Origin of the sequence: Rothia sp. HMSC064D08 (assembly GCF_001809525.1) — a bacterium.
Lineage (GTDB): Bacteria > Actinomycetota > Actinomycetes > Actinomycetales > Micrococcaceae > Rothia > Rothia dentocariosa.
On the sequence record NZ_KV797900.1, the window covers coordinates 341,505 to 350,765 of the forward strand.

Annotated in this window: 9 protein-coding genes; 2 read left to right on the forward strand and 7 right to left on the reverse strand. The window is 47.1% G+C overall.

The features are described 5' to 3' along the window. Window positions 1-89: 89 nt before the first annotated feature. The gene (locus HMPREF2625_RS08265; RefSeq protein WP_246826761.1) at window positions 90-557 is read right to left on the reverse strand and encodes an HD domain-containing protein; all 468 of its coding nucleotides are present in this window, start codon (window positions 555-557) and stop codon (window positions 90-92) included. A 115-nt stretch (window positions 558-672) separates the two neighbouring features. After that, a complete protein-coding gene (locus HMPREF2625_RS10805; protein ID WP_083295654.1) occupies window positions 673-1,725 on the reverse strand; it encodes a GNAT family N-acetyltransferase in 1,053 nt (350 codons plus the stop codon). Window positions 1,726-1,981: 256 nt separating this feature from the next. Between HMPREF2625_RS10805 and HMPREF2625_RS08270 the strand changes: the two genes are divergently transcribed. Further along, complete coding sequence (locus HMPREF2625_RS08270) at window positions 1,982-2,794, forward strand: DUF4253 domain-containing protein (RefSeq protein ID WP_070523857.1); 813 nt, start codon at window positions 1,982-1,984, stop codon at window positions 2,792-2,794. Window positions 2,795-2,845: 51 nt separating this feature from the next. Here HMPREF2625_RS08270 and HMPREF2625_RS11180 read toward each other — a convergent pair whose 3' ends face one another. From HMPREF2625_RS11180 to HMPREF2625_RS08285, 3 genes are read right to left on the reverse strand one after another with little or no spacing between them, the layout of a single operon-like run. After that, window positions 2,846-3,493, reverse strand: a complete 648-nt coding sequence (locus HMPREF2625_RS11180) for a CbiQ family ECF transporter T component (RefSeq protein WP_070523860.1) — start codon at window positions 3,491-3,493, stop codon at window positions 2,846-2,848. A 36-nt stretch (window positions 3,494-3,529) separates the two neighbouring features. Then, entirely contained in the window at window positions 3,530-4,321 is a 792-nt protein-coding gene (locus HMPREF2625_RS08280; protein WP_070523863.1) for an energy-coupling factor ABC transporter ATP-binding protein, read from the reverse strand. Between the two features lie 6 nt (window positions 4,322-4,327). Beyond that, window positions 4,328-4,921, reverse strand: a complete 594-nt coding sequence (locus HMPREF2625_RS08285; protein ID WP_070523867.1) for a biotin transporter BioY — start codon at window positions 4,919-4,921, stop codon at window positions 4,328-4,330. A gap of 267 nt (window positions 4,922-5,188) precedes the next feature. Here HMPREF2625_RS08285 and abc-f point away from each other — a divergent pair, with 267 nt between their 5' ends. After that, a complete protein-coding gene (gene abc-f / locus HMPREF2625_RS08290; RefSeq protein ID WP_070523870.1) occupies window positions 5,189-6,787 on the forward strand; it encodes a ribosomal protection-like ABC-F family protein in 1,599 nt (532 codons plus the stop codon). 592 nt (window positions 6,788-7,379) lie between these two features. On the opposite strand, the gene HMPREF2625_RS10810 is transcribed toward abc-f, so the two are convergent. Next, complete coding sequence (locus tag HMPREF2625_RS10810; RefSeq protein ID WP_083295655.1) at window positions 7,380-8,096, reverse strand: metal-dependent hydrolase; 717 nt, start codon at window positions 8,094-8,096, stop codon at window positions 7,380-7,382. Window positions 8,097-8,227: 131 nt separating this feature from the next. Further along, entirely contained in the window at window positions 8,228-9,196 is a 969-nt protein-coding gene (locus HMPREF2625_RS08295; protein WP_070523873.1) for an SURF1 family cytochrome oxidase biogenesis protein, read from the reverse strand. Between the last annotated feature and the right edge of the window lie 65 nt (window positions 9,197-9,261).

Here is a 9,261-nt window from a genome sequence, read left to right on the forward strand (position 1 = left end):
TACCTGGAACAAAGGGGTGGGTACCTGGAACATTCTAGGTACCCACCCCTTGATTTATAATTCCACCTGATATTTGTAACACTACTCGTTCACATGTTTTCGGTTACACCTAAGAATCTGAGTGATTTACTGTATTTCTTCGCCAGACGTTTGCGAGTATCTTCGTCAAGGTGGGAAACACGTTCCGGGTCAGTGTTATCGGCAATGTCAGCACGTTTGACCCACAGCGCAATTTTATTGGCGCGAACTCTCGCCATAGATGACTCCAGAGGTTCATGCGGACGTTTGGTGAGCGCATCAACGGCATCAATAATGCGGGCTGAAAAGTACCGAGCAAGGTAAGGGAGAGTGACTTCTGTATCCTCTACGGTATCGTGCAATAACGCCACGATCTGTGCTTCTGTGCGAAGCTCTTCAGGGGCAATTTCGCGCACTTTAAAAGCAACCCGTCGTGGATGAGATATATAAGGCCAACCGTTTTTATCGACCTGCCCGAGGTGGGCGTTGTCAGCGATACTATCTGCGAGACGAATCATTTCTTTGAAATATGAATTCATCGTTGTCTCCTTCATCAATGTGATACTTCTAATGTACTCTGTACGTCATTGTGCTGCGTTACTGCTTGTCATACATCAAAGCTTCTTTGCTTCTAGCTGGATGCATGTGAGATTTTCACATGTTAAAAGACCGGTCTCCAACCCATATATAACTTCCTACTACTGTGCGCCCTACCCCTTGAGCATTGCGCAAGGAGGGAAGGTTGTCGGCATGGATTGTTCCCCATAGTATATCTTGAGGATTTACTTGAGGTAATTTGAGGAGGTTTTTAATACCGTGACGTAGAACTGCATTCCCTAGCCCTCGTCTGCGAAAAGGCGCATCTAGACATAGCTCTTCGACGCTAAACCCTCTAAGTCCTTGTTCGCCTCTGCGATCTAGAGTCAAAAATCCTGCCGAGGAGTTATCCACTGTAATATGCCAACCTGTTCCTTGACGTATAGCATCTTCAAATGATTCTTCTCCCTGAGGAGTGGCCCACTCAAAAAGATGAGGGTTCTTAACTGCAATAGATTCATATATGCGCTGCGTTTCGTAACTGGCAGCAGAAGCATCAGCAGGAGAAAGCGGGATGAGCTCTACTCGATCATAATTCTTCGGCCACAAGCGTTTGTCTAACTCACCTAGGCTCCCGGCGACAATGTGCATGTCAATAGTTGTTGCACGAGAACCAGGGACTGAACCAAGGCCACGTACAAGCTGATCTACTTTACCTGGCACAAAGAAACGTGTGCATATAGGACGGAAGCTTTCATAGTGGCGAAGCAAAGATTGGCTTAGAGCTGCGATATAGACTGTAGTACAAGGAATATTCGTAGCTATTACATCTATAAAAGGTCGATTCAGATCTTGCCCACGGTATCGAATTCCTGTAAGCGCTTGGTATGTGGCATGTGAATCCGTTATCGAAAAGAATCTATTGGCCCAGTCTTGTGTGTCTTGCGTAGGTATGTAGTTGAATTGGTTCTGTAGAAGAGGACTTATATGATCTCGATACCCCGCACCAAACTCTGAGGAAGCACGTTCCGTAATGTCTGCCGTGAAGTCTTCTGTACACTGCCGTGAAATCTCTTTGGCAGAGTAGTACATATGGAAATTCTGAGGGACCCAAGAACGAGAGAGAAAGTCGTGGGCTTGTTCTGCGGGAAGATTTTCTAGGATAAGCATAGAGACACCCTAACACATGTGATGTGTAACATGCTTATATTCGATTTATGAAACTTATTCTTTTTTAAAAGAGATAAAAATCATAGTATATGAATGTCAAATAACAGATATTTTTGAAATGCTTTGAGGGTGTATCATATCTCTTGCTTAGGATGCTTTGGACTCGCCCCAAATCTAGCGTAGAAATCTGTTGTACGAGGCAGAAACTAACCGAAAACTCAGGTAAACTGATGGGAATCAAAGCATCGGAGACACCATGGCGGAACTCTACAAGAAGTTCACCTCTTTATATCCTTATCCGCACCTGCGGATAGCCCCTGGCGCTCCCAGCAGTTACATTCACCATTTGTATCTTAACCGTTTGGCGGATGGGCGAACCTACGGGTTCACCCCGGTTCTGGTCGTACTTGACGATCTTCTTCTGTCTACCATCCAGAACAATATATCGGCACGCACGAAAAACCCGCCAGCGGACATTAACGCTGAGTACGTTAAATCCTATGCCCAAGATATATTGACAGAACACCAAAAACGCCTTGATAAGGATTCATTAGAAATTCTTGTGCGTAAAATATTAGCTCGGGCTGACTCGACTTTATTCGAGAACTATTATGAAGGATTTTTAACGTCGCAGGTAACGGTTCCTCGCGGCATTGCACCTGCTCTACGTGCGCCTGCCCATCTGACATTCGTATCAAGCCTGATGAACGAAGATGAGACTCTGGATAATTCAGCTGAAATTATCTTGCTTGAAATCCCTACAGCGTACCCATCAGACATCTTTGCGTATCTGCCGTTTGGCGGATGGGAAGACGTCCCAAGTGCGGAAGACATGCTAGCACTTGCGCAGTATTGGTATGAGCGGGATAGTGCTATTCCGGCTGTTATTGCAGCGACCTACCTTGAGTTTTACACTGCAGAGCCAATCACAACACTGCGCGACGCCGAGGTGCTTGCTTTAGAACAGGGGATAATAAGTCGAGCGCTAAAGCCCACAAGTTATGAGGATCTCTCATGTGTCGTGAAGGGGCTTTATAACAAGCCTTCGTGGTTCGTATGGTGGGAATAGTTTTGCTTAGCCGGGAATGATGTTTCTGGTGCCGTAAAAGAAAATTCCTTTTTAGAGCTCCAAGCCCCGTGCGGTTAAAACGTCCCCAGTTATTTGGGCATACCCTACTGTTTGTACCACAAGAGGTACAAGAAGCCGCCATGCGGAATGCTTAGGTAAACCGCGTGCGTGGGCGGCATGTTGTAAAGCTCCCCAGTTATCCATAATGGCGGGAATAGATCTTATAACCAGAGCGAGCATCAGTCCTATACGTTTGGGAGATAAGCCTAGAAGTTTAAGCGGTGTGAGTAACCAGATGATTCCATCAAGTAAAAGAGGTAGCGGAGTAGTCGTGAGAAGAATCCGTGAGATTAGGACGGCGCTTAGCATGGTGCACATGACGTCTACCGCAATTTGCCATGTGCCCCAAAAGAGATAATAAAGCCCTAAAAGAATTATAAGCCATCGCAGCGTATAGACGATTTTTACGAGCGTGCGGATGCGCATCCCAGCTGACCAAGACAAGATAAAACAAAAGAACAGAACGTATAGTGCTACTTCCCAACCGGTTACCGCGAGCGCGAGCAGTAAACAAGCGCAGAGGAGGCTTTTGCCCCAAAGCGGTGTGCGATGCAACAGCGAATTCCCCGGAGCGTAGCTTCCAATAAGTAAGTTACCGAGGAAAGTCGCATGGTGCGACCTCTGCGCGGTCCGAATCACGTGGTTAAATCCTTCCGGGATTGCCTGGTTCGTATATCATACAGAGGGGTTTTCGTTGGGAAAGCCTTGTTCACAATATAAACGGTATTGTTGAACCGCTTCGTGCGCTTTGCCATGGTATATAAGCTCTCCATTATGGATAATGACTGCTTCATCGCATGTCTCCGCCAAGTCGAGGTCGTGGGTACTGATAATAAGCATCTGATCGAGACTATTCAGAAGGTTTATCAGCCGTGTTCGATTACGTAGATCAAGAAGAGTCGTAGGCTCATCAAGTAAGAGGATTCGTGGTTCTACCGCTAAAATCCCAGTGAGGGCTACAAGTTGTTTCTCTCCGCTGGAGAGAGAAAAAATGCTCTGATCAGCCTTGTCGTCGAGACATTGTTGAGCAAGGAGCTTATGTGCTTGCTCTAGGCGTTGAGCTCGGGTGAGAGAGCTATGCCGACGGAGGCTAAGCTCTAGATCTTCGAGGACTGTAGGCATGATAAGCTGCGCATCTGGGTTAGCGAAGAGCATACCTATAGACCGACGAGTTATCTGTGGACATTCGGAGATATCTACTCCACATACCTTTATGATTCCCTGGGAGGGTCGAGTAATACCGTTAAAAAGCCCTAAAAAGGTTGACTTTCCCATGCCGTTAAGCCCAATAATCGCAGTTTTAGGTGCGGTTAAAGAGACTGATACATGGTCGATAATATTTCGAGTTTGTCCGTGAGCGTTTTCAGCTGACACGGTAACTGCATCAAGTTCAAGGGACGGGGGAGCGGACGGCATCGTTGGTGCTTCGCGCTCAATTTTGGCGCTACTTTTCTTGGAAAAAAACATCCTCAATTACCTGCGAGCTTTTGAGCGCACTAACCCAGGAAATGCACGATGCACAGCAGACGCCACGATAGACGCAACGATAGATTTAAGAAGGTCTGGAAGAGCAAATGAAGCCGCGATGACAAACGCATGGGTAAATTCCATATGTCCGTTGGTCATAAGCCCTAAGATACCTCCTGCAGAAATTACCACGAAGCCTACCATAGCGCAGAAGATGCACAGGATAGCGGTAAGCCAGGAATTGAGCTTTCTACGGATTACTGTATAAGCTAGCGTCCCAGCCAATAACGCGCCCAGAGGATAGGCCAGAAGATAGCCACCGGTTGGCGTCGCAAGCGTACCAAACCCTGAAGCACCTTTAGCAAAGATTGGTAGCCCTAGACACCCTAACAGTACGTAGAGGAGAGTTGCTATAAAAGCTCGAAAACCACCGAGTACTAGAGCGGTGGTGTAGATAGCGAAAGGGCCAAGAGCTAAAGGAATCGGGACACCTGGGATTGGTAGCGCCAGAGGACTAAGAACCGCGATAAATGCTGCGAAGACTGCTATAAGAGCTATATTGCGCCCTGGTGATTGATCTGGGGCATAAGAGTTAGGCACGAGAGTTGATCCTTAAAAATATGAAGTCGTGTGTGGCTGATTATGACGTTCGGTGTCAAAATCGAGGGTAGTACCGCCCTCGACGCCGCTGGGGTCTTATATATTCTTATATACCTTCCTACCATAGAAAACGCATTATGTAATATATATGACGTTTTACGGAGACTATCGGGTGTCAGCGTCTTCTAGCGTAACTCACGTAGAATAGATGGGTTGTTAAACTCCTCATTCACTAACTGTTTTGTTGATTCTCGGAAGGGACATGTTGTGATTTCAGTACAGAATTTAGAGCTCCGCGCGGGTGCCCGTCTGTTAATGGAAGATGTAACCTTTCGGGTAGATAATGGGGACAAGATCGGTTTAGTGGGGCGTAATGGGGCCGGGAAAACCACTATGACAAAAGTCTTGGCGGGATTAGCTCTACCAGCAGAAGGTACAGTCACCCGGTCCGGCTCTATCGGATACCTTCCTCAAGACCCCAAAGTCGATGATATGACTCAACTGGCGCGTGATCGTATTCTTTCAGCCCGCGGACTTGACGGAGTAGCCAAGAAAATGCGCCAAGCTCAAGAAGATATGGCGAGTGAAGATGAGAGCATACGTACAAAGGGTATGCGGCGCTATGATCGTCTTGAGGCTGAGTTTATTGCTGGCGGCGGCTATGCCGCAGAATCTGAAGCCGCAATTATAACCTCCAACTTGGATCTGCCTGAACGAGTACTCGCGCAACCTCTTGAGACTCTATCTGGTGGGCAGCGTCGTCGTGTGGAGTTAGCACGTATCTTGTTTTCAGCTGCCGATACGATGCTACTTGATGAACCAACAAACCATTTGGATGCGGACTCCATTTTATGGTTGCGTGAGTTCCTGAAAAATTTTTCGGGTGGTTTGCTGGTTATTAGCCACGATGTTGAGCTTATGGAGTTGGTAGTTAACCGTGTGTTTTATCTTGATGCAAATCGTTGCGTGATTGACCAGTACAACATGGGGTGGAAGAACTATCTGAGCCAGCGTGAGCAAGATGAACATCGTCGTAAGCGTGAGCGTGCTAATGCTCAGAAGAAAGCTCAAGCACTCATGGAACAGGCTAATAAAATGCGGGCAAAGGCAACTAAAGCCGTGGCGGCTCAACAGATGATAAAGCGTGCTGAACGTATGATGCGGGGGCTGGAAGACGAACGCCAAACAGATAAAGTTGCTGCTATCCGCTTTCCTGAACCTGCCCCGTGCGGTAAGACCCCGCTGTCTGCACAAAGTCTTTCAAAATCCTACGGCTCACTTGAAATTTTTACCGATGTTGATCTGGCTATTGACCGTGGTTCTCGTGTTGTTGTCTTGGGGCTGAATGGTGCTGGTAAAACTACTTTGCTACGTATGTTAGCTGGCAACACTGCTCCCGACACCGGCGAAGTTGTCTATGGACATGGAGCTAAGATCGGGTATTTCGCGCAGGAACATGAGATTCTCGATGGTGAGCGAACTGTTTTAGAAAATATGAAATCCGCCGCGCCGGATCTTGACGATACGCGGGTACGCACTATCCTCGGTTCATTCCTTTTTTCTGGTGACGATGTGGAGAAACCAGCAGGTGTACTTTCCGGAGGAGAGAAAACTCGTCTTTCATTAGCAACTTTGGTCGCTTCGAGCGCCAACATACTTCTCTTGGATGAACCGACTAACAACCTTGATCCTGCATCTCGTAAAGAGATTCTGAACGCGCTCAAAGCCTATAAAGGCGCTATCGTTATGGTATCCCACGACGAAGGAGCTGTGGAGGCTCTAAACCCCGAACGTGTTCTTTTGCTTCCGGACGCAGTTGAAGACCTCTGGTCGAAGGAGTATCAGGATCTTATCTCACTTGCCTAGACGCAATCTGCTCTTAGGACAAGGAAAAGGTGTTTACCTAGGCATCTGTATGTGATGTAACGCGTGGGAATGCTCCTAACCTTTGTGGGTATAGGTGTGTATGTAAACTGGCGCATAAGTGAAAGTGCTATGAAACTTTGAATATATCCTTAGAGCTTTCGCATATTATGTTGGCTATGTGGGATTTTCTGGCTAGGAAACACCCTCTTTACTTGATTTAATGATATATTGTGTGGGTTTTATAAAAATATAGTGTGCATCTGCCTACATTGTGGGTTTTTGGCTGGAAAACCAATACATGAGCGGGTTAGACTTGAGTTGTTCCCGCAAATGCGAGGATGCAAAAGCACAGATTTTCGACTCTGACGAGCCGGATTAGCGCAGGTAGAGAGATTCTATCTGATCGTAAAAGGAGAACAGCCTATGCATAACACTGAGTACGAAAAGTACCCCACCTCCGGTGAAGAGAACGTCGAGGTTGACGTCTTCTGGCCCATCCAGGACGCTTAAGTCTTGGCAAGACTGAGGTAAAAAGGTTTTATCTCCCGCTCCTAACCATATGGTTAGGAGCGGGAGATTCTTTGTTTGATGCTCAAGAAATAATAAAGTTATGGAGTGGGTAAGGGCAGAAACCTAAAAGAGCTGCCGTGTACCAAACGATATAACAGGTTAGGCAGAGAATAAGGACCTTTTCCCGGATACTTCCTGCATCACCTAAAAGTGGGAGTGCCATGTAGCCGCTTTTCTTCCAGAGGGAAGAGGCAACAAGTGGTTTAACCGTAATGGGATATAGCGGGAGAATACCTCGGGTGGTCAGTGCGTCACCTATAACATGTAAGGTTGCGCCCACTGAAATGGCCCAGGGAAGAAGCTCTAAAGAATGAGTGGTATACGCAGCATAGCCTAGGGCGCAAGCCCCAATCCAACCTCCTGGAGCTCCTAAAATCCGCAAAGCCAGACCTCCTGAGAATGCGGCGAGAGCAAGGGACAACCACGGAATACTTTGGTAAGTGAGTGTACTGCCAAAGTATGCGATAGCCCAGAACACGATGATCCCTAAAATTGAGTGCGTTCCCTTTCGGTGCCCTCCACTGATAAGGCCTACAATCCGGGCGATCCAACCTGATACAGGAGGTATAGAACGAGCGATAGAACCATTATGGTGATCGATATCTGGTAATACTCCTGCGCCAGCACAGGCAAGGGTTGTAACAATGAGGGTAGGAGTATTAGGGATTTGGATTACACCAAGTTCTGAGAGAACCAACCAGCCAGCGGCAGCGCTGACGGTATGAGAATAACCCATCATGTGTGACGAAACCCCTCGTATTATTTCGAAACTATATATGAGATCTTAGATCCAGTATACAGGGAAAATTCGAAAAAGGTTTCGATTTTTATGATGGGTTACTTCCATATCCCTGCAGGAAAGCCTGGCGGTTACGGCCGTTCTAACCTGTCCAGGAAAGCGTCTTCTTCCTCTTCATCAGTCAGACGCGAGTGTTTCTTGGCAGGGCGGGGGCGTACAATAGATTTCATATGAGAAGGCATATCGTCGATCATATCCATCTTGCGAAGCACAACGGTTTCATCCTCATGCCCAATATAACTGCCATCCTCGGCATAGAACTGCCTATAATAGCGTTCTAGCTCCTGGGCTACCTGAGCATCTAATTCATCATTACGAACTTTTTGCCGTGCACTCCAGGCATAAACAGCATAAATAAGAACTGCAAAAGCATACCATTGCATAGAATAGGACAGATTAGGTCCATTATCGAGTTCAGGTTCGGATTTCTGTACAGGCCGTTGCGCAGACGTAGGTTCTTCAGAGTCCAGCAGACCGTAAGCCCCAGCGGCAACAGGTAAATGCGTACGTTCGCCGATTTCCTGAAGGTTGATAGACGCGACTTGGCCTTCGGGAGCATCCTTACCTGTAGCGCTCTCTCCTTGGTGGACTCGCGCCACAACAATAACATCATTTGCTGGTGGTGCAGGGACTTCGGTGCTGGGGCGTGAAGCATCTGAAGAACTCGCCGACATCCAACCCCTATTGATAATGACTATTTCACCAGTATCTGCACGAAAAGGGACCAATACTTCGAACCCATTTTGTCCTTGATAAGGACGGTTGCGTACCAGTAGCTGTTGATCGGCGATATACCGACCACGAAGGGATACAGGGTGCCACTGCGACCCCGAATCAAAGTCTTGAAAAATTGTAGGGTGGTCTTGGAAGTTATAGGGAGTTGCGTGATAATTCTGCACGATTAGTGAGTTGCGCCAATCTAAAGCCTCTTTTCGGCTCATCTGCCAACCAGCTAAATAAACACAGATTATCGAGAAAATAATGCACAGCACGAAAGAGCCTATCCACTTACCTGTGAAGAGAAAACGGTATGCACCCATAGCGAATTCCTCATGCCTTTCGAAGCTGATATGAGCCTATAAAAATAGATGTGTATATAGAGATG